The following is a 19,694-nucleotide window of genomic DNA, read 5'->3' as shown; positions in this document are numbered from 1 at the left end:
CTTCTCCTCCAGAGGCCATCGAGGGCCTGATTTCTTGTGCCGACGGCCGTGCCGGGCGTCGGTTGATTCAGGGCCCACGCCGCAGCGGGGCCGGAAAGACGGGATGCCCGGCAGGGCGAACCTGCCGGGCGATCGCAACCTTAGCGGTTGGCGACGTACATCGTGATTTCAAAGCCAAAACGCAGGTCGGTTGCCTTCGGGGTTTCCCAGCTCATGGTTTTCTCCTGACAGTCGGTTTAAGAATGTGCGTCGTCATCCAACGCACCTCCAGTATCACCACCCGCCCCGCCGCCCGCGTCGCCGGCGGATTGAAGCGCGGCTAGGGAAATTCATGAAGGTCATTGCACGACATCGACCTTCACCCAGATGCGCCGCTGCGACTGCGCGTCGCGTGTGCCGTAGCGGGTCACGCCGCGCTCGCTCACCTGTTCGTCGTGGCCGGAACTGCCCAGTTCCATCCATTCGCCGAGCCGGCCGCGCACCGTGCTCACCAGCCGCGCCGAGCGCACCTCGCCGTACTGGGTTTCGGACAACGATTCCTTCTGCGGCGAGATGTCGAGCGTCACCTGCTCGCCATTGACGCGGGGCATCGCGTAGAAGCCGCTCGAAATGTCGCGGTACTGCGTGCCCTGGCTGACCACCGCGCCGCGTGGCCCCACCACCATCTGCGTGAAAGGAATCGGCGTCGAACTGCCGGCCTGGATGAAGGCGGCGCCGCCTTCGACCACCTGCACGCGCTGCGACAGGCGGTCTGCCGCGTCGCCACGAGTGGACCACACCCGCGTCTGCACCCGGCTGTCGCCGCTACGGCCCTCGATCACGGTTCCCTCTCGGCCACCATCGGGCGCGCGGACACCGGCGTTGCCAGCGCGGATGTCGCCGGATATGGCAACGCCGTCGCGGCCGATTGAATCATCGTTGTCCTGTCGTACCGAAATCATCAGGCTGCGCAGAGGCGTGTCGAGAGCGTCGATGGCCTGCTTCACCGCCGCGCGCGTTGCTGCATCTGCGCGGATGAAGATGCGGTTGTTGGCGCCGGACAGTGCGGCCTCGTCACCAACCAGAGGGCGCAGCGCCGGCATCACCTGGTCGGGTGTGCGGTGCTTCAGCGGAATGATGTCGAGCTTGACCTGGGCCGCGGCGGTCAGCGGCCACAGCAGGCAAAGCAGAAGAAGAGGCCGGCACAGCGGGCGAAACAAGGCGGGAATGAACATCGGGCACCTGCGGCAAGGAATCTGTATGCAAGTGTAGACGTCCGCCGGCCGGGAAAGCTCCGGTCATGAGGACAAGGCGGGGACTGGGCAGCTTGGCGAGAGACGGTGTTCGGTCGCAGGCCCTGTCGCGGTCAGAAGACCGCTCCTACAGGGGGTGACGCGGTCTGTCGGCCTTGCGACCAGGACCGCGACAGCGAATCAGGCGGCGACGGTGGACATGCTGCCGGCGAAGTCGACGCGGTGCGCCGACGCCAGGTACTCGCGCGTGCGCATTTCGATCAGGCGGCTCACCGTGCGGGTGAATTCGTTGGCGTGCGGGCCGTCGGTGTAGAGATCCTGCGCCTCGACCTCGGCCGACACGATGAGCTTCACGCGGAAGTCGTACAGCACGTCCACCAGCCAGGTGAAGCGGCGTGCCTCGTTGGCTTGGTCGCGGCCCATCTTCGGCACGTTGGAAATCAGGATGGAGTGATAGCGGCGCGCCAGTTCGAGGTAGTCGTTCTGCGAACGCGGACCGCCACAGATGTCGTCGAAGTCGAACCAGGCGGCGCCGAGCGAGCGGTCGCGCGTCTTCAGCGTGCGGCCGAGGATTTCGAGCGGCCCCGGCGGGCAGGGTTCACCGCAGATCTGGCGGAAGTCATCGGCCAGCTTGGCATCGGCGTCCTGGCCTCCCGGCACCATGAAGATGTCCATCCGTTCGAGCGAGCGCAGGCGGTAGTCGATACCGGCGTCGAGCTCGAACACTTCTAGCCGCTTCTTCAGCAGTTCGATGGTGGGCAGGAAGTTCTGCCGCTGCAGGCCGTTCGGGTACAGCCCGTCCGGTGGATAGTTGGAGGTCGCGACGAACACGACGCCGCGCTCGAACAGCGCCTCGACCAGACGGCCGAGAATCATCGCGTCGGCGATGTCGGATACGTGGAACTCGTCGAAGCACAGCAGGCGGGTCGCCCGCGCGATCTCGTCGGCCACCTGCGCCAGCGGATCGGCTTCGTTCTTGTGCTTTTTCAGCGCCTCGTGGATCTGCTGCATGAAGGCGTGGAAATGCACGCGCTTCTTGCGACGATAGGGCACGGCGTCGTAGAAGCAGTCCATCAGAAAGCTCTTGCCGCGCCCCACACCACCCCAGAACCAGACACCGCGCGGCGGCTGCGCACGCGACAGCAGCTTGCGCAGCTGGGTGCGGCGGGCTGCCTTGAAATCGAGCAGCTCGCCGTACAGCTTCTGCAGCCGCTCGGCGGCAGCGCGTTGCGACGCGTCGGCGGTGTAACCGCGCACCTTGAGCTGGGCCTCGAAGGTGTCCAGCATGCCCCGCTCGGGAACGTTCAGTATCTTGTGCGGAGGCATGGTGCGCGGGTCCGGGTCAGAAGTGCAGCGGACGCTTGTCGCAGGCCAGCGCGGCTTCGTGCATCACTTCCGACAGCGTCGGATGTGCGTGGCAGATGCGCGCGATGTCTTCCGAGCAGGCACCGAATTCCATCGCCACGACCGCCTCGGCAATCAGTTCCGACGCGTTGTTGCCGATCACGTGCACGCCGAGGATGCGGTCGGTCTTGGCGCAGGCATACATGCGCACGAAACCGGTGGTGTCACCCTGCCCCAGCGCGCGGCCGTTGGCGGCGAACGGGATCTGGCCGGCCTTGTACTCGATGCCCTCGGCCTTCAGTTGGGCCTCGGTCTTGCCGACCCAGGCGATTTCCGGGTGGGTGTAGATGACCCAGGGCACGGTGTCGTGATTGACGTGTCCGTGCTGACCGGCGATGCACTCGGCCACCATGACGCCCTCTTCCATGCCCTTGTGCGCCAGCATCGGGCCCGGTACGACGTCGCCGACCGCCCACACATTGGCGAGGTTGGTACGACCCTGTGCGTCGACCTCGATGAAACCGCGCTCGCTGATCTTCAGGCCGACCGATTCGCCGCCCAGACCGTCGGTATTCGGCACCCGACCGACCGACACGATGAGGCGTTCGCATTCGAGCACGTGCTGTTCGTCCTTGTGCTCGTACTCGACGCGCACGCCGGCGTCGGTGCGTTCGACCTTGCCGATCTTGGCACCGAGCTTGATGCCCAGTTTCTGCTTGGCGGTGAAGGTCTTCCAGGCTTCCTTGGTGATCGCCGCATCGGCGGCCGACAGGAATTCCGGTGCGGCTTCGAGGATGGTCACTTCGGCGCCGAGGCGCTTCCACACGCTGCCCAGTTCCAGGCCGATCACGCCGGCGCCGATCACGCCCAGCTTCTTCGGTGCGCCGTCGAAGGCGAGCGCGCCCTCGTTGTCGCAGATCACCTTGTTGTCGACCTCGATACCCGGCAGATGACGGGCACGCGAACCGGTGGCGATGATCACGTGCTTGGCCAGCACGTGTTCGGTGGCGCCGTTGCGGGTGACCGCGACCTTCCACTTCTCGTTCTCGCGGCCGGCGAAGCTGCCCAGACCGGACAGCAGCGTCACGTTGTTCTTCTTGAACAGGCCGCGGATGCCGGTGGTGAGCTGACCGACGATGTTGTCCTTGCGCTTCATCATCACCGACACGTCCATCTTCGGCGACTCGACCGAAATGCCGTGCATGACGAAGCTGTGGTTGGCCTGTTCGAACAGTTCGGACGACTGCAGCAGCGCCTTCGACGGGATGCAGCCGACGTTCAGGCAGGTGCCGCCGAGGCGCACTTCGCCCTTCGGGTCGGCGTAGCTGTTGTACTCGATGCAGGCCGCGCTCAGACCCAGCTGGGCGGCACGGATGGCGGCGACATAGCCGCCGGGGCCGGCACCGATCACAACGACATCAAATTCCTTGGACATCTTAATTGCTCCGGAAAAAGAAGCAGTCTTGGTCCGGCGCGCCACCCGGCCCTCTCTCCGGGCGGCGCGCAGACGTCAACATGCAATGAGAGGGTTTATACGTCGAACAGCAGGCGGGCCGGATCTTCCAGCGCCTCCTTCATGGTCACCAGGCCGAGCACCGCTTCGCGGCCGTCGATGATGCGGTGGTCGTAGGACATCGCCAGATAGTTGATCGGACGGATCACGATCTGGCCGTTCTCGACCACCGGACGATCCTTGGTCGCGTGGATGCCGAGGATGGCCGACTGCGGCGGGTTGATGATGGGCGTCGACAGCATCGAGCCGAACACGCCGCCGTTGGAGATCGAGAACGTACCGCCGGTCAGTTCCTCGATCGACAGCTTGCCGTCCTTGGCCTTCTGGCCGAACTCGGCGATCTTCTGCTCGATGTCGGCAAAGCTCATCTGGTCAGCGTCACGCAGGATGGGCACCACCAGACCGCGCGGGCTGCCGACCGCGATGCCGATGTCGAAGAAGCCGTGATAGACGATGTCGTTGCCGTCGACCGACGCGTTCAGCACCGGGAACTTGCGCAGCGCCTGCAGGGCCGCCTTGACGAAGAAGGACATGAAGCCGAGCTTGACGCCGTGCGTCTTCTCGAACTTCTCGGCGTACTTCTTGCGCAGTTCCATCAGCGGGCCCATGTTCACTTCGTTGAACGTGGTCAGGATGGCGTTCTGCGCCTGCGACTGCAGCAGACGTTCGGCGACGCGGGCACGCAGGCGCGACATCGGAACGCGCTGCTGCGGGCGATCGGCCAGCAGTTCTTCGAGACGGACCGGCACCGGCGGCTGCGGCAGCGCAGGCGCCGCTGCGGCGGACTGGGCGGCGGTCGGTGCCGGGCGCGCAACGGCGGCCGACGGCACTGCCGGGGCGGGCGCCGCCGGTTGCGGTGCGCCTGCGGCGTCCGGCTTGGTGATGCGGCCACCGCGGCCGGTACCCTGCACATCGCTGGCCGACAGGCCACGCTCATCCATGATCTTGCGCGCCGCCGGACTGGCCGGACCGGAGACCGCAGCCGACGTGCTCGCGCTGGCGACGGCGGCCGGCGCCGCAGCCGGTGCGGCAGCAGGCGCAGCGGCCGGGACGGCCGCCGAAGCCTTGGCGTCGGTGTCGATCTGGGCGATCAGCTCGCCGCTGGTGACCGAAGCGCCGTCCTGCTTGATGATCGCCACCAGTACGCCGGCATCCGGCGCCGGCGTTTCGAGTACGACCTTGTCGGTCTCGATGTCGATCAGGTTTTCATCTCGCGACACCGCCTCGCCGACCTTCTTGTGCCAGCGCACGAGCGTGGCTTCGGCCACCGATTCGGACAGCTGGGGAACCTTCACTTCGATAAGCATTTGATTCTTTCTCCCTGTCGGAGGCGCCTCAGCGCCCCACTCCTTCGAACGCTGCTTCGATGACCGCCTTCTGTTGCGCCAGATGCTTGGCGGCGTAGCCGACCGCCGGCGACGCCGAGGCCGGACGCGACACCAGTTCCAGTTTCAGATCGCCCAGTGCCTTGCCGAGGAAGGCACGCGAGATCAGCCAGTACCACATGCCCTGGTTGCGCGGCTCTTCCTGTACCCAGGTCACGCCCTTGGCATTCGGATAGCGCACCAGTTGCGCCGACAGCTCCGCCCCGGGGAAGGGGTAGGCCTGTTCGAGACGCAGGATGGCGACGTTCTTGATGTCCTGGGCACGGCGATGAGCCAGCAGCTCGTAGTAGATCTTGCCGCTGCACAGGATGACGCGTTCGACGTCCTTCTCCTGCAGCGCGTCGACCTCCGGGATCACCGGCTGGAAGCGCCCGTTGGACAGTTCGTCCAGCGAGGACACGGCGTCCTTGTGACGCAGCAGCGACTTCGGCGTGATGATGACCAGTGGCTTGCGCACCTTGCGCAGCATCTGACGGCGCAGCAGGTGGAAGATCTGCGCCGGCGTGGTCGGAATGGTGACCTGCCAGTTGTTCTCGGCCGACAGCTGCATGTAGCGCTCGATGCGCGCCGACGAGTGCTCCGGGCCCTGCCCTTCGTAGCCGTGCGGCAGCATCATGGTGAGACCGCACAGGCGACCCCACTTGGCTTCGCCGGACGCAATGAACTGGTCGAACACGACCTGGGCGCCGTTGGCGAAATCGCCGAACTGCGCTTCCCACACCACCAGTTCGTTCGGCTCGGTGGTCGCGTAGCCGTACTCGAAGGCCAGCACCGCTTCTTCCGACAGCACCGAGTCGATCACGACGCACGGCGCCTGATTGTCCTGCAGGTGCTGCAGCGGCATGTAATTGCCGCTGTCCCACTTCTCACGCTTCTGGTCGTGCAGCACGGCGTGGCGGTGGAAGAAGGTGCCGCGGCCGCAGTCCTCGCCGGACACGCGGACGCCGTAACCTTCGACCAGCAGCGTCGCGTAGGCCAGGTTCTCACCCATGCCCCAGTCGACCGGCTGCGTACCGGCGGCCATGCCGCGCCGGTCGTCGATGATCTTCTGCACGCGCGAATGCAGCGAGAAGCCCTCCGGAAGCGTCGTGAGGCGCTCGCCTAGACGCGCCAGTTCCTCGCGCGGCACGCGGGTGTCGCAGTCGTCGGTATAGGGCTGCTTCAGGAAGGGCGTCCAGTCCACCGCGAAACGACGCTGGTGATTGGTGAGCACCGGGTTGCTGGCCAGACGACCTTCGTCCAGCGCGGCGCGGTAGTCGGCGATCATCCGCTCGGGGGCGGCTTCGTCGATGATGCCGGCGGAAATCAGGCGGTCGGCGTACAGCTTGCGCGTGCCCGGGTGGGCGGCGATCTTCTTGTACATCAGCGGCTGCGTCACCATCGGCTCGTCCTGCTCGTTGTGGCCGAGCTTGCGGTAGCAGATGATGTCGATCACCACGTCCTTCTTGAACTCGGCGCGGAATTCCATCGCCATCTTGGTGACGAAAGCCACGGCTTCCGGGTCGTCACCATTCACGTGGAAGATCGGCGCCTCGACCATCTTGAAGATGTCGGTGCAGTACAGCGAGGAGCGGTAGTCGCGCGGATCGGAGGTGGTGAAGCCGATCTGGTTATTCACGATGATGTGAACGGTGCCGCCGACGCCGTAGCCGCGCGTCTGCGAGAAGTTCAGCATTTCCTGGTTCACGCCCTGACCGGCGACGGCCGCGTCGCCGTGCAGGATGACCGGCACGACCTGGGTACCGGTCTTGTCGCCGCGGCGGCGCTGGCGCGCATACACCGAGCCGACCACCACCGGATTCACGATTTCCAGGTGCGACGGGTTGAAGGCCAGGGTCAGGTGCACCGGACCGGCCGGCGTGCTCACGTCGGACGAGAAGCCCATGTGGTACTTCACGTCGCCGGCCGACAGGTCGGATGCCGCCTTGCCTTCGAACTCGGAGAACAGCATCGAGGGCGCCTTGCCCAGCGTGTTCACCAGCACGTTCAGGCGACCGCGGTGGGCCATGCCGATGACGATTTCCTGCGCGCCCTGCCCTGCGGCTACGCGCACCAGTTCGTCCATCGCGACGATGGTCGATTCGCCGCCTTCGAGCGAGAAGCGCTTCTGGCCGACGTACTTGGTATGCAGGTAGCGCTCCAGCGTTTCCGCCGCGGTGGTGCGCTCGAGGAAGCGCTTGCGGTCGTCGGCGCTGTAGCCGTAGTTGCCGCGCATCGGCTCCAGGCGCGACTGGATCCAGCGCTTCTGGGCGATGTCGGCCATGTACATGTATTCGGCGCCGATGCTGCCGCAATACACCTGCCGGACCGCTTCGAGGATTTCGCGCAGGCTGGCGCGGTCTTCGGGCGGGAAGCGGAAGGAGCCGGTGCTGAAGCTGTCGTTCAGGTCGGCTTCGGTGAAACCGTAGTGCGACGGCTCGAGTTCGGAAATGTCCGGCCGCTCTGCGCGCTTGAGCGGATCGAGCTGAGCCCAGCGGTTACCGAGGAAGCGGTAGGCATTGATCATCTGCAGCACGCCGACCTGACGCTTGTCGTCGCCACTGGCGGCCGCGATGCGGACCGGGCCGCGCTTGGCCAGTTCGGCGAACGAGGCGACGACCGGGGCGTGCGCCACGTCACTGGCGGCGCCGGGCAGATGCTGGAGGGATTCGAAATAGGTACGCCACGCGTCCGGCACTGAACCGGGGTTGGCGAGATAGGACTCGTACAGTTCCTCGACGAAGGGCGCGTTGCCCCCGAAGAGGTAGGAATGGCTCAACATGTGCATCATGACTCGCTCCTCCGCCCGGGGATGCCCGGGTTTGTTGTCGCGTCTTTCCGCGCGGTCGGGGAACGTGGCGCCAGTCGTGCCGCGCCCCCTTCCGTCTCGCGGAAATTCGAGAAGGCCTGCTGCATGCGGTATTGATTTTTACCCCGCGGCGTCCGCCAGGCCGCGGGGCTCTCTGCTGCGGTGAATCAGCGCTGTTCGACGGGCTTCACGTCACGGCGGTTCGGGCCGATGTAGAGCTGGCGCGGACGGCCGATCTTGTACTCGGAATCGGTAATCATCTCGTTCCACTGCGTGATCCAGCCGATGGTACGCGCCAGCGCGAAAATGCAGGTGAACATCGAGGTCGGGATGCCGAGCGCCTTTTGCACGATGCCGGAATAGAAGTCGACGTTGGGGTAGAGCTTCTTCTCGATGAAGTACTCGTCTTCCAGCGCGATGCGCTCCAGTTCCATCGCCAGCTTGAACAGGCGGTCGTTTTCCAGACCCAGTTCGGTCAGCACTTCGTAGCAGGTCTGGCGCATCAGCTTGGCGCGCGGATCGAAGTTCTTGTAGACGCGGTGACCGAAGCCCATCAGCTTGAAGCTGTCGTTCTTGTCCTTGGCGCGCTTGATGTACTCGGGCACGCGCGACACGTCACCGATCTCTTCCAGCATCTGCAGGCAGGCTTCGTTCGCGCCACCGTGCGCCGGACCCCACAGGCAGGCGATGCCGGCCGCGATGACCGCGTACGGATTTGCGCCCGACGAACCGGCCAGACGCACGGTCGAGGTCGATGCGTTCTGCTCGTGATCGGCATGCAGCGTCAGGATGCGGTCGAGCGCCTTTTCCAGCACCGGGTTCGGCTTGTATTCCTCGCACGGCGTGCCGAACATCATGTACATGAAGTTGCCGGCATAGCTCAGGTCGTTGCGCGGGTACATGAAGGGCTGGCCGACCGAGTACTTGTAGGCCATGGCCGTGATGGTCGGCATCTTGGCGATCAGGCGATTGATCGAGATGTCGCGATGAGCCTGGTCCGAAATATCCATGCCGTCGTGGTAGAAGGCGGACAGCGCGCCGACCACACCGGCCATGATGGCCATCGGGTGAGCGTCGCGACGGAAACCGGCGTAGAAGCGGGCCAGCTGCTCGTGCACCAGCGTGTGGCGCTTGATCTGGCTGACGTATTCGGCCTTTTCTGCAGCGTTCGGCAGTTCGCTGTTCTTCAGCAGATAGCACACGTCGAGGAAGTCGCAGTTCTCTGCGAGCTGCTCGATCGGGTAACCGCGATACCACAGCTCGCCCTTGTCACCATCGATGTAGGTGATCGACGACTTGCAGCTGGCGGTGGAGAGGTAACCGGTGTCGTAAGTGAACATGCCGGTCTTGCCGTACATCGTACGGATATCAACCACGTCAGGTCCGACCGTCCCGCTCATGATCGGGAATTCGGTGGTCTGTCCATCGATGGTCAGCGTGGCGGTGCGTTGATTTGTCATGTCTAACCTCTTCACTTCCTCAAAAAAGCCCGGGCCGAAACCAGTGCGCGTCAGACTGCGCGCAGCAGATCGACCATCCCCTTCAGGCGCGGCTCCTCACATTCTTCGCGCCCGCTGACAATCGCCAACAAGGTGATGTCGTCGTAATGGAGCAGTTCGAACAGCTCTGCTCTCTGTTGTTCACTCAACTCCTCCAGCAACCCTCCCTCGACGACGCGCTGCAGGACCAGGTCGAGTTCGAGCAGCCCGCGCCGGCAGTGCCAGCGCAGACGCCCCATATTGACCTGCTGGTCATTGGCCGCGTCGTCCATGATCAGACTGCCCTGCGGACCATCATGTCCTTGATCTTGCCGATGGCGCGCGTCGGGTTCAGACCCTTCGGGCAGACATCGACGCAGTTCATGATGGTGTGGCAGCGGAACAGGCGATACGGGTCTTCCAGGTTGTCCAGACGTTCGCTGGTGGCCTGGTCGCGCGTATCGGCGATGAAGCGGTAGGCGGCCAGCAGACCGGCCGGGCCGACGAACTTGTCCGGGTTCCACCAGAACGACGGGCAGGAGGTCGAGCAGCACGCACAGAGAATGCACTCGTACAGACCGTTCAGTTCCTCGCGGTCTTCCGGCGACTGCAGGCGCTCGCGCTCGGGCGGATGCTCCTCGTTGATCAGGTAAGGCTTGATCGAGTGGTACTGCTTGAAGAACTGGGTCATGTCGACGATGAGGTCGCGCACGACCGGCAGGCCGGGCAGCGGACGCAGCACCACCGGCGACTGCAGGTCCTTCATGTCGGTCAGACAGGCCAGACCGTTCTTGCCATTGATGTTCATCGCGTCCGAACCGCACACGCCCTCACGGCAGGAGCGGCGGAAGGACAGCGAGTCGTCCTTGTCCTTCAGCTTGACCAGCGCGTCGAGCAGCTTGCGTTCGGTGCCGTCGAGCTCGATCGAGATCGACTGCATGTAGGGCTTTTCGTCGCGGTCCGGGTCGAAGCGGTAGATACTGAATTCGACAGTACGGGCAGTCATGCTGTGATCCTCAGTAGGCGCGCTTCTTCAGCGCGATGGTGTCAACCGTGAGCGGCTTCATGTTCACCGGCTTGTACTCGAGCTTGTTGCCGTCGCGGTGCCACAGCGTGTGCTTGAGCCAGTTCACATCGTCACGACCGTCAGGACGTTCGGGGGTGTCGGTCGCGTCGTCGCGCACGTGGGCGCCGCGCGATTCGGTGCGCGCATTGGCCGACACGATGGTCGCCTTGGCCACCTCGATCAGGTTGTCCAGTTCCAGCGCCTCCAGGCGGGCGGTGTTGAACACCTTGGACTTGTCCTTGATTTCGGTCGCGGCAACCATCTTCTCGATGTCGAGAATCTTGCTCACGCCTTCGGCCAGCATGTCCTTGAAGCGGAACACGCCGCAGTGCGCCTGCATCGTGCGCTGCATGGCCAGACGGGTGGCGCCGACCGCGGTGCCGCCGGTCTGCGTGTCCAGACGGTTGATGCGCGACAGCGAGTAGTCGGCAGCATTGGCGGGCAGCGGCTTGTGCGCGGCCGGCTGGGCCTTGATGTACTCGACCATCGACTCGCCGGCCGACTTGCCGAACACCAGCAGGTCGAGCAGCGAGTTGGTGCCCAGGCGGTTGGCGCCATGCACCGAAGCACAGGCACATTCGCCGGCGGCGTAGAAGCCGGGTACCGGCGTGCTCGGGTTGCCGTCCTTCGGCACCACGACTTCACCGTTGTAATTGGTCGGGATGCCGCCCATCTGGTAATGGCAGGTCGGCACCACCGGCAGCGGTTCCTTGATCGCGTCGACGCCGGCGAACTGGATGCCGATCTCGCGGATGCCCGGCAGGCGCTTCATGATGGTGGCCGGGTCGAGGTGGGTGATGTCCAGCATCACGTGATCCTTGTTCGGACCGCAGCCGCGACCTTCATTGATTTCGGTCACCATCGCGCGCGACACCACGTCACGCGAAGCCAGGTCCTTGGCGTTCGGAGCGTAGCGTTCCATGAAGCGCTCGCCGGAAGCATTGCGCAGAATGCCGCCTTCGCCGCGCACGCCTTCGGTGATCAGCACGCCTGCACCGGCCACGCCGGTCGGATGGAACTGCCAGAACTCCATGTCTTCCAGCGGGATGCCGGCACGCGCCGCCATGCCCACACCGTCACCGGTGTTGATGAAGGCGTTGGTCGAGCTGTAATAGATGCGTCCGGCACCGCCGGTCGCGAACAGTACGGCCTTGGCGTGGAACACGAACACTTCGCCCGTTTCCATCTCCATCGCGGTCACGCCGACCACGTCGCCCGCTTCGTCGCGGATCAGGTCCAGCGCCATCCACTCGATGAAGAACTGGGTGTTGGCCTTGACGTTGCGCTGGTACATCGCGTGCAGCATCGCGTGACCGGTACGGTCGGCGGCGGCACAGGAGCGACGGACCGGCTTTTCGCCGAAGTTCGACATGTGGCCGCCGAACGGGCGCTGGTAGATCTTGCCGCTATCGAGGCGGTCGAAAGGCATGCCGTAGTGTTCGAGCTCGATCACCACCTCGTTGGCCTTGCGGCACATGAATTCGATCGCGTCCTGGTCGCCGAGCCAGTCGGAGCCCTTGACGGTGTCGTACATATGCCAGTGCCAGTGGTCCTCTTCCGAGTTGCCGAGCGAGGCGGCCACGCCGCCCTGCGCCGCAACGGTGTGCGAGCGGGTCGGGAACACCTTGGAAATCACTGCGGTGCGCAGGCCGGCTTCGGACAGCTGGATGGCGGCGCGCAGACCGGCGCCACCGGCGCCGACGATGACTGCATCAAACTTGCGGACAGGTACGCTCACTTACAGTCTCCAGAGAACTTGGGCTGCCCAGCCCAGATAGCCGATCAGGGCAAGCAAGGTCACCGCATGCAGCACGACGCGCACGCCGGTGGGCTTGATGTAGTCCATGTAGATGTCGCGCACGCCAACCCAGGCGTGGTACATCAGCGACGCGAAGAACAGGAAGGTCGCGAAGCGCATGAACCCACCTGCGAACAGACCGTGCCAGTTCTCGTAGTTCAATTCGCCCATCGACAGCGCGCCGACCGCGAAGATGAGCGTGTAGACCGCCATCACGACCGCCGTGATGCGTTGGCCCAGCCAGTCCTTCAGCCCGTAGTGGGCACCGACAACGACACGATTCACCACAGTTTCACCCCCAGAATCACGGTAAGCGTCAGGCTCACGACCAGCACGGCGACCGAACTCTTGCGCGCGGTGGCAAGTTCGAGGCCCTTGTGCATGTCCAGCAGCAGGAAGCGGACGCCGGCACAGAAGTGATGCAGGTAGGCCCACATCAGGCCGAGCAGCAGAAGTTTGGCCAGCGGATGACCGACCACCGCGCTGAACGATTCGAAGGTATCCGGCGAGCCCAGGCTGGCGTCGAACAGCCACAGCAGCAGCGGCAGACAGAGGAAAAGGCCGGCACCGCTGATGCGGTGGAGGATGGACACGATGCCCGGCAACGGCAGGCGTATCGCCGTCAGTTGGAGGTGCTTCGGTCTGGTCTTGCTGGCTGTATTGGCCATCTGGCTCGCTCTCCTGGAAAAAGTCGTGTCACACGCCGGTCGTCGCCGGTTCCGTCAATTCAGGTTGTTCAGGTAGTAGTGGTCTGCGGTCGAGCACAGACCGCGGCGCCATTCAACCGGCTTGTCGTCATAGGTGTACGCCACACGCTCGACCGACAGCAAAGGGCTGCCTTCCTGCACCTCGAGGTAATCGGCGCTCTGGCGATCCGCCGCGACCGCGCGCAGACGCTCCTCGGCGCGCACCATGCGCACGCCGAAACGGGTTTCGAAGAAGGAATAGAGCGAGCCCTGCTGCTCCTTGAGGACGTCGAGATTGAGCCCCGGGAACAGGTCGCCGCGCAGATAGATCTCGTCGATCACCACCGGCTTGCCGGCGAACTTCAGCAGGCGGCGCACGATGATGATTTGCGAGCCGACCTCGACGTCCAGCGTGCGGGCCACTTCCTGGCCGGCGCGTGCGCGCCAGCATTCGAGCGGCACGCTCTGCGAGGTTTCGATCGTGCCGTTGATCGGCGCGAGACGGAGAAAACGGAAGAATGCGCGGGGATCGTGATGCGTCGCAACAAAGGTACCCTTACCCTGTTTGCGTACCAGCAGGTTGTCCGCCGCCATCTCGTCGATGGCCTTGCGCACCGTACCCTGACTCACGTTGAAGCGCTGGGCGAGTTCGGTTTCGCTCGGGATCGCCTCACCCGGACGCCATTCGCCACTCTGCAATGCCTGCGTGAGCAAGCCGCGTATCTGTCGATACAGCGGGCTGAAGGTGGGGGATTCCTGTGCCATGCAACAATTTCAGCACAGAAATCCTGTCACGTCTACATCGTGTCTGATGTCTTATATATGATATAAATTGATGCCGTGCAAAAACGCACTTTCCAGCCGGCCAGCCCCGGTTCAGAACGCCGATTTTTGTGCTGTGTGTCAAAACTGCCGCGGGTCGACCATAATTCGGCCCGCGCACAACGCACTGATAACGCCCCGTCCCATCCTCAGACAGGAGACCACCATGTCAAAGACGCCCCTTCGCGTCGCGGTGACCGGCGCTGCCGGTCAAATCGGCTACGCCCTGCTGTTCCGTATCGCCAGCGGCGAAATGCTCGGCAAGGACCAGCCGGTCATTCTTCAACTGCTCGACCTGCCGCAGGCCCAGAAGGCGCTGACCGGTGTGATGATGGAACTGGACGACTGCGCCTTCCCGCTGCTCGCCGGCATGATCGCCACCGATGACCCGAACGTCGCGTTCAAGGACGCCGACTTCGCGCTGCTGGTCGGCGCCCGTCCGCGTGGCCCCGGCATGGAGCGCAAGGACCTGCTGACCGAAAACGCCAAGATCTTCACCGTGCAGGGCGCGGCCATCGGCCAGAACGCCAGCCCCAACTGCAAGATCCTGGTGGTCGGCAACCCCTGCAACACCAACGCCTACATCGCGATGAAGACCGCCGCCAAGGCCGGTGGCCGCGTGCCGGCGAAGAACTTCACCGCCATGCTGCGTCTGGACCACAACCGCGCGCTGTCGCAGCTGTCGGCCAAGATCGGCCGCCCGGTGTCGTCGTTCAAGACGATGACCGTGTGGGGCAACCACAGCCCGACGATGTACGCCGACTACCGCTTCGCCACCTCGAACGGTGACAGCGTTGCCAAGCTGGTGAACGACCAGGAGTGGAACGCCAAGACCTTCCTGCCGACCGTCGGCAAGCGTGGCGCCGCCATCATCGAGGCCCGTGGCCTGTCGTCGGCAGCTTCGGCCGCCAACGCTGCGATCGACCACATGCGTGACTGGCACCTCGGCTCCAACGGTGACTGGGTGACCATGGGCGTGCCGTCCGACGGCTCCTACGGCATCCCGGAAGGCCTGGTGTTCGGCTTCCCCTGCATCTGCGCCAATGGCGAATACACCATCGTCAAGGGCCTGGAGATCGACGAGTTCTCGAAGCCCTACGTCGCCAAGACGCTGGCCGAACTGGAAGAGGAGCGCGCCGGCGTCGCCGACCTGCTCTGATCTGCCGGTCATGTGCGCCCGTTACGGATCACCCCGCTCTGCCGGGTCGGTCCGGCGGCGCACAGGCTTGAATCGAAAGAAGCGGCCCGGTAACGTGGCCGCTTTTTTTATGCCGGAGTTGTCCGCATGAATGCTGCCGTCCATCCGCGCGAGGTGCTGTACAAGGGCGACAAGCCCTTCCCCATCCTGCCCGCCGTCGACCATTACGCCGGCTCGGAAAAGCTGATGCGCAAGGCGCTCGCGCTGCAGGCCGAACTGGGTCCGATCTTCGACGTCACCTGCGATTGCGAGGACGGCGCGGCCGCCGGCAACGAGGTCGAACACCGCAAGCTGTGCGCGTCCGTAATCGCCGGTGAGGACAACCGCTACAACCGCGTCGGCGTGCGCATCCACGACGTGACGCATGCGCACTGGAAGGCCGACATGGATGTGATCGTCGGCGAAGCCGGCGACAAGCTTGCCTTCATCACGCTACCCAAGGCGCGCTCGGCCGACGACGTGCGCGTGCAGCTCGACTGGCTGCGCACCTGCGAAACGATGGCCGGCCTGAAGCGCAGCATTCCGGTGCACGTGCTGATCGAAAGTCACGGTGCGCTGCGCGAGGTGTGGAACATCGCCGCGATGGAACGCGTGGAATCGATCGACCTCGGACTGATGGACTTCGTCAGCGCCCACCACGGCGCGCTGCCGGGCGACGCGATGAAGAGCCCGACCCAGTTCGAACATCCGATCATCGTGCGCACCAAGTGCGAAATCGCAGCCGCGGCGCACGGCTGCGGTGTGGTGCCGACGCACAACGTCACTACCGAAATCCGCGACGTCGACTTCATCCGCAACGACGCCCGCCTGGCACGTCGTCAGTTCGGTTTCATGCGCATGTGGAGCATCCATCCGAACCAGATCCTGCCCATCGTCGAAGAGATGCGGCCGGACTTCAGCGAAGTCGAGGACGCGATCGCCATCCTCTGCGGCGCACAGGACGCGAGCTGGGGCCCGACGCGGCACCACGATACGCTGCACGACCGCGCCTCCTATCGCTACTATTGGGAACTGCTCGCCCGCGCACACGCCACCGGCGTCGCCCTGCCCGACGACGTGCGCAGCCGCTTCTTCGCATAAGGAATCATGGCCCGCGTACCGCCCGTATCGAAGGAATGCGCCGTGCTGTTCGCCGATCTGGTGGGCAGCACGCAGCTCTATGAGCGCATGGGCGACACCGCCGCCTTCGCGCTGATCGACCGCTGCCTGCGCACCATGCGCGACTCGGTCATCGGCAGTTCCGGTCGCGTGATCAAGATGACAGGTGACGGCCTGCTCGCCACCTTCCGCGCCTGCGACCACGCCGCCGACACCGCGCTGGCCATTCACCGCGACATCAGTGGCCTGCCGCTGGCCACGCATTTTTCGCTCGGCGTTCGCACCGGCTTCCACTTCGGTCCGGTCATCGAGACTGGTGACGACATCTATGGCGAATCGGTGAACATCGCTGCCCGCCTGTCCGAACTGGGCAGCCACGGCCGCGCCATCGTGTCGACCGAGGCCGCGGTGCGCCTCAGTGAACACTTTCAGCACATGGTGCGGCCGATGCCGCCGCGCGTCGTCAAGGGCGTCGCGCGCTCGGTCGAAATGTGCGAACTGCGCTGCGAGCACTCGGAACACGTCACCCATGTCGGCGGACTGAACTTCAGCAGCGGCAAGCTGGAAATGCGCGTCTACCACGGTGGCCGCGTCTGGCTGCTCGGCGCCGAACATCCGCGCCTGCGCATGGGGCGCGACGCCGGCGTCGACATCCTGGTCAAGGACGCCCGCGCCTCGCGCCAGCACTGCGACCTCGAATTCCGCCGCGACCGCTTCGTGCTGACCGACCGCTCCAGCAACGGCACCTTCGTCACCATCGAGGGCCGCCACGAATTCGCACTGACGCGCGAGGAAGTCGTCATCGACGGCCACGGCTGGCTCGCCTTCGGCTCACCGCGCAGCGCCGCGAGTGACGTGGTCGAGTTCTTCTGCCTGGGCTGAACATCGCTGCTTCGAGCTCGCCGACCGACCCTGGCGGCGCATACATTCGCGCTCGCGAATCGTAAAATTTTGTCATTCACGAATGACAGGGCCATTCACCCTCTATAGTCCGCGCGCCCCGCAAATTTCGATTCTTTTTGCATATAACTAAAGTCGTACTCCATAACCGGCGGGGCATTTCACCATGAGGCCCCTCTCTTGAAGATCACCGTTCCCCTGCTGATCCTGAGCGCGTCGCTGTTCGGCGGCTGCTCGACCATTACCTCCAGCGAAATGCAGACCGTCACGCTGAGCGCACGGACCCAGGGCGGCGATGCCGTCGACCAGACTAAGTGCACGCTGAAGAACGACAAGGGCAGCTGGACTGCTACCGCGCCCGGCAACGTCATGATCCGTCGCTCGGCGGAAGACCTGAATGTCGAATGCAAGAAGGACGGCATGAGCGACGGCTTCCTGCGCGCGATCTCGCGTTCGGCCGGAAGCATGTGGGGCAACATCATCTTCGGTGGTGGCATCGGCGCCATCATCGACCACAACAAGGGTACCGGTTACGACTACCCGAATGACCTCCGCGTACTGATGGGTGAATCGGTCACCATTGATCGTCGTGACGAGAAGAATTCGACGAAGCAGGATGTGGCCGGCGCGGCCGCGGCGAACTCGCCTGCGGCCTATTGATATGAAAGAAAAGGGAAAAGCGATGAACAGACTCGGCACGTTGGCAGTAGTCGTAATCACTCTCGCACTGGGCGCCTGCGCGTCGGTTCCGATGGGCGACGCCACCCGCGATAGCGCATTGAAGACCTTCTCGCCGCCGCGCGCCGAGAAAGCCGGCATCTACATCTACCGTAACGAGAACATCGGCGCTGCGGTGAAGATGGACCTGCAGGTCGATGGCAAGCACATCGGTCAGACCGCCGCCAAGACCTATTTCTTCGTCGAAGTCCCTGCCGGCAAGCACACGGTGACCTCGATTTCCGAGAACACGGACACCCTGTCGATTGATACGGTCGCCGGCAAGCTTTACTACGTCTGGCAGGAAGTGAAGATGGGCGTGCTCTATGCACGCACCCGCCTGCACCTGTCCACAGAAGAGGATGGCCGCAAGGGCGTGCTCGAGTCGAAACTGGCGAACGGCGTACAGCCCGAGTTCTGATCGGACTACGCCCATGACGTGGGCGGCGTATTCTTGCGAACTCAGTCCGCAAGGAAGGCCGCCCATGTCCAGCACCAAGCACACACGCCTCGCCACTCGCGCAATTCACGGTCACACGACCGGTGACGCCTATGGCAGCCCCTACCCGCCGGTCTACAACACCACCACTTTCGGTTTCGATTCGACCGCCGATCTGCTCGAGGTGATCGACGGCCGCAGGCGTGGCGGGCTGTACACGCGTTACGGTCTGAATCCGACGATACAGGCGGTCGAGGAGACGCTGGCCGGTCTGGAGTCGGCCGAGGCGGCCTGGGTGTTCTCGTCCGGCATGGCGGCGCTCAGTGCGCTTTTCCTGACGCATGGCCGCAAAGGCATCGTCTGCGTCGGCGATGCCTACGGCGGCACGCTGGAACTGCTTGAACAGCAGCTGCCGGGTCTCGGCCTGCGCACGCACTGCATTCTCGGCAGCGAGTCCGACAGGCTGGACGCGCTGCTGGCTGACGGCATCGGGATGGTGTTCTTCGAAACACCGACCAATCCCACACTGGACATCGTCAACATCCGCGCGCTCGCCGAAAGGGCGCACGCGCACGGCGCGCTGGTGGCCATCGACAACACATTCGCCTCGCCGGTGAACCAGCGCCCGCTCGAACTGGGCGCCGACATCGTCATGCACAGCGCGACCAAGTATCTGGGCGGTCACAGCGATCTGACCGCCGGTGCTTTGATGGCCAGCAAAGAGCTGCTCGAACCGATCCAGGCCTGGCGCAAGAACCTTGGCACCGTGCCGTCACCGGAAACCGCCGCGCTGCTGTCGCGCAGCCTGCGCACGCTGGTCGTGCGCGTGCGCCAGCACAATGCCAATGCGCAGGCGGTGGCCGAGGCGATGGCGCGCCACCCGAAGATTGCGCGCGTGCACTATCCGGGGCTGCCGGACGCACCGGGTCACGCGCTGGCCAAGGCGCAGATGGATGGCTTCGGCGGCATGCTGAGCATCGTCGTGCGCGGCGACGGCGCCGACGCCACCCGCGTCGCCGACCGGCTGCGCCTGATCAAGCTGGCACCCAGCCTCGGCGGCGTCGAAAGCCTGGTCACCCAGCCCTGCACCACCACGCACCACGGCATCGCGCCGGAAGAACGGGCGCGGCGCGGCATTCCCGATTCGATGCTGCGCCTGTCGATCGGCATCGAGGACGCGGATGACCTGATCGCGGATCTGGTGCAGGCACTCGGGGACTAGAGGGTCAG

Annotated in this window: 19 protein-coding genes; 6 read left to right on the top strand and 13 right to left on the bottom strand. The window is 64.5% G+C overall.

The features are described 5' to 3' along the window. Positions 1 to 140: 140 nt before the first annotated feature. The 13 genes from pqqA to METRZ18153_RS0109745 all read right to left on the bottom strand — a co-directional run bounded on the left by pqqA (position 141) and on the right by METRZ18153_RS0109745 (position 14,055). On the bottom strand, positions 141 to 215 hold the full coding sequence (pqqA, locus tag METRZ18153_RS20615) for a pyrroloquinoline quinone precursor peptide PqqA (protein ID WP_008060142.1): 75 nt from the start codon (positions 213 to 215) through the stop codon (positions 141 to 143). 123 nt (positions 216 to 338) lie between these two features. Beyond that, the gene (locus METRZ18153_RS0109800) at positions 339 to 1,214 is read right to left on the bottom strand and encodes a hypothetical protein (protein ID WP_020164573.1); all 876 of its coding nucleotides are present in this window, start codon (positions 1,212 to 1,214) and stop codon (positions 339 to 341) included. 198 nt (positions 1,215 to 1,412) lie between these two features. Next, positions 1,413 to 2,558, bottom strand: coding sequence for a cell division protein ZapE (gene zapE, locus METRZ18153_RS0109795; RefSeq protein ID WP_029143678.1), 1,146 nt, complete (start codon positions 2,556 to 2,558; stop codon positions 1,413 to 1,415). 16 nt (positions 2,559 to 2,574) lie between these two features. Continuing rightward, positions 2,575 to 4,011 carry a dihydrolipoyl dehydrogenase gene (gene lpdA / locus METRZ18153_RS0109790; protein ID WP_020164571.1) on the bottom strand — a complete coding sequence of 479 codons (1,437 nt, stop codon included), beginning with the start codon at positions 4,009 to 4,011 and terminating at the stop codon, positions 2,575 to 2,577. A gap of 95 nt (positions 4,012 to 4,106) precedes the next feature. Beyond that, on the bottom strand, positions 4,107 to 5,396 hold the full coding sequence (gene odhB / locus METRZ18153_RS0109785) for a 2-oxoglutarate dehydrogenase complex dihydrolipoyllysine-residue succinyltransferase (protein WP_020164570.1): 1,290 nt from the start codon (positions 5,394 to 5,396) through the stop codon (positions 4,107 to 4,109). Between the two features lie 28 nt (positions 5,397 to 5,424). Next, entirely contained in the window at positions 5,425 to 8,244 is a 2,820-nt protein-coding gene (locus METRZ18153_RS0109780; protein WP_020164569.1) for a 2-oxoglutarate dehydrogenase E1 component, read from the bottom strand. 185 nt (positions 8,245 to 8,429) lie between these two features. Next, positions 8,430 to 9,722, bottom strand: coding sequence for a citrate synthase (gltA, locus tag METRZ18153_RS0109775; RefSeq protein WP_020164568.1), 1,293 nt, complete (start codon positions 9,720 to 9,722; stop codon positions 8,430 to 8,432). Between the two features lie 50 nt (positions 9,723 to 9,772). Continuing rightward, positions 9,773 to 10,033, bottom strand: a complete 261-nt coding sequence (locus METRZ18153_RS0109770) for an FAD assembly factor SdhE (protein WP_019918352.1) — start codon at positions 10,031 to 10,033, stop codon at positions 9,773 to 9,775. A 2-nt stretch (positions 10,034 to 10,035) separates the two neighbouring features. Then, positions 10,036 to 10,746, bottom strand: coding sequence for a succinate dehydrogenase iron-sulfur subunit (locus METRZ18153_RS0109765; RefSeq protein WP_020164567.1), 711 nt, complete (start codon positions 10,744 to 10,746; stop codon positions 10,036 to 10,038). Positions 10,747 to 10,756: 10 nt separating this feature from the next. Further along, complete coding sequence (gene sdhA / locus METRZ18153_RS0109760) at positions 10,757 to 12,544, bottom strand: succinate dehydrogenase flavoprotein subunit (RefSeq protein WP_020164566.1); 1,788 nt, start codon at positions 12,542 to 12,544, stop codon at positions 10,757 to 10,759. Beyond that, positions 12,545 to 12,892 (bottom strand): succinate dehydrogenase, hydrophobic membrane anchor protein, encoded by a 348-nt coding sequence (gene sdhD / locus METRZ18153_RS0109755; protein ID WP_020164565.1) that lies wholly within the window; start codon positions 12,890 to 12,892, stop codon positions 12,545 to 12,547. Next, the gene (gene sdhC, locus METRZ18153_RS0109750; protein ID WP_019918356.1) at positions 12,886 to 13,272 is read right to left on the bottom strand and encodes a succinate dehydrogenase, cytochrome b556 subunit; all 387 of its coding nucleotides are present in this window, start codon (positions 13,270 to 13,272) and stop codon (positions 12,886 to 12,888) included. The genes sdhD and sdhC overlap by 7 nt, the downstream gene beginning before the upstream one ends. Before the next feature lie 54 nt (positions 13,273 to 13,326). Next, positions 13,327 to 14,055: a GntR family transcriptional regulator gene (locus METRZ18153_RS0109745; RefSeq protein WP_019918357.1), complete on the bottom strand. Its 729-nt coding sequence runs from the start codon at positions 14,053 to 14,055 to the stop codon at positions 13,327 to 13,329. A gap of 223 nt (positions 14,056 to 14,278) precedes the next feature. Between METRZ18153_RS0109745 and METRZ18153_RS0109740 the strand changes: the two genes are divergently transcribed. The 6 genes from METRZ18153_RS0109740 to METRZ18153_RS0109715 all read left to right on the top strand — a co-directional run bounded on the left by METRZ18153_RS0109740 (position 14,279) and on the right by METRZ18153_RS0109715 (position 19,686). After that, positions 14,279 to 15,271, top strand: a complete 993-nt coding sequence (locus METRZ18153_RS0109740) for a malate dehydrogenase (protein WP_020164564.1) — start codon at positions 14,279 to 14,281, stop codon at positions 15,269 to 15,271. Positions 15,272 to 15,397: 126 nt separating this feature from the next. Further along, the gene (locus METRZ18153_RS0109735; protein ID WP_020164563.1) at positions 15,398 to 16,390 is read left to right on the top strand and encodes an HpcH/HpaI aldolase/citrate lyase family protein; all 993 of its coding nucleotides are present in this window, start codon (positions 15,398 to 15,400) and stop codon (positions 16,388 to 16,390) included. Between the two features lie 6 nt (positions 16,391 to 16,396). Further along, positions 16,397 to 17,290, top strand: a complete 894-nt coding sequence (locus METRZ18153_RS0109730) for an adenylate/guanylate cyclase domain-containing protein (RefSeq protein WP_020164562.1) — start codon at positions 16,397 to 16,399, stop codon at positions 17,288 to 17,290. A gap of 198 nt (positions 17,291 to 17,488) precedes the next feature. Next, entirely contained in the window at positions 17,489 to 17,968 is a 480-nt protein-coding gene (locus tag METRZ18153_RS0109725) for a hypothetical protein (RefSeq protein ID WP_020164561.1), read from the top strand. 22 nt (positions 17,969 to 17,990) lie between these two features. Continuing rightward, positions 17,991 to 18,446 carry a DUF2846 domain-containing protein gene (locus tag METRZ18153_RS0109720; RefSeq protein ID WP_029143677.1) on the top strand — a complete coding sequence of 152 codons (456 nt, stop codon included), beginning with the start codon at positions 17,991 to 17,993 and terminating at the stop codon, positions 18,444 to 18,446. A gap of 64 nt (positions 18,447 to 18,510) precedes the next feature. After that, positions 18,511 to 19,686 (top strand): trans-sulfuration enzyme family protein, encoded by a 1,176-nt coding sequence (locus tag METRZ18153_RS0109715; protein WP_020164559.1) that lies wholly within the window; start codon positions 18,511 to 18,513, stop codon positions 19,684 to 19,686. Positions 19,687 to 19,694 lie beyond the last annotated feature (8 nt).

Origin of the sequence: Methyloversatilis discipulorum (assembly GCF_000385375.1) — a bacterium.
Classification (GTDB): Bacteria; Pseudomonadota; Gammaproteobacteria; order Burkholderiales; family Rhodocyclaceae; genus Methyloversatilis; species Methyloversatilis discipulorum_A.
The sequence above is the reverse complement of the archived record's forward strand: the minus strand, read 5'-3'. Positions and strand labels throughout refer to the sequence as shown.